1 protein-coding gene is annotated in these 532 nt (G+C 71.6%); it reads left to right on the forward strand.

What is annotated here, in order from left to right; all coding sequences use genetic code 11:
- Positions 1–105: 105 nt before the first annotated feature.
- Positions 106–532: aromatase/cyclase (locus ABD323_RS45105; RefSeq protein WP_344447736.1), on the forward strand; the 427-nt coding region annotated here is incomplete at its 3' end.

A 532-nucleotide genomic window follows, 5' to 3' on the forward strand; every position in this document is an offset into this window, starting at 1 on the left:
CACACGGCGGCCGCCACCACCTCGCAGGCCCTGAACGTCTGCGGTGGCCTCGGCAACTTCTGAGCCGCCCAGACCCGTCCTTCCCCGAGCTCCGAGGAGTCCAACATGCCGTCCGAGCTGCACGAGTCCGGACACGAGATCAAGATCTCGGCTCCGGCCGAGACCGTCTACCGCCTGCTGGCGGAGGCGGACGACTGGCCCCGGGTGTTCCCCCCGAGCATCTACGTCGACCACCTGGAGCGCGGCGAGCGGGAGGAGCGGATCCGGATCTGGGCGACCGCGGGCGACACCGTCAAGAACTGGACGTCGCACCGCACCCTGGACCCGGAGCAGCTCCGGATCCGGTTCCGGCAGGAGGTCAGCACGCCCCCGGTGGCCGCGATGGGCGGTGCCTGGCACATCGAGGCGCTGCCGTCGGGGGAGACGCTGGTCCGGCTCGACCACGACTACCGGGCCGTCGACGCCGACAGCCTCGGCTGGCTCGACGACGTGGTGGACCGCAACTCCCCCACCCAGCTGGGCTCGCTGGAGG

This window comes from Kitasatospora nipponensis, from assembly GCF_039528135.1.
Classification (GTDB): Bacteria; Actinomycetota; Actinomycetes; order Streptomycetales; family Streptomycetaceae; genus Kitasatospora; species Kitasatospora nipponensis.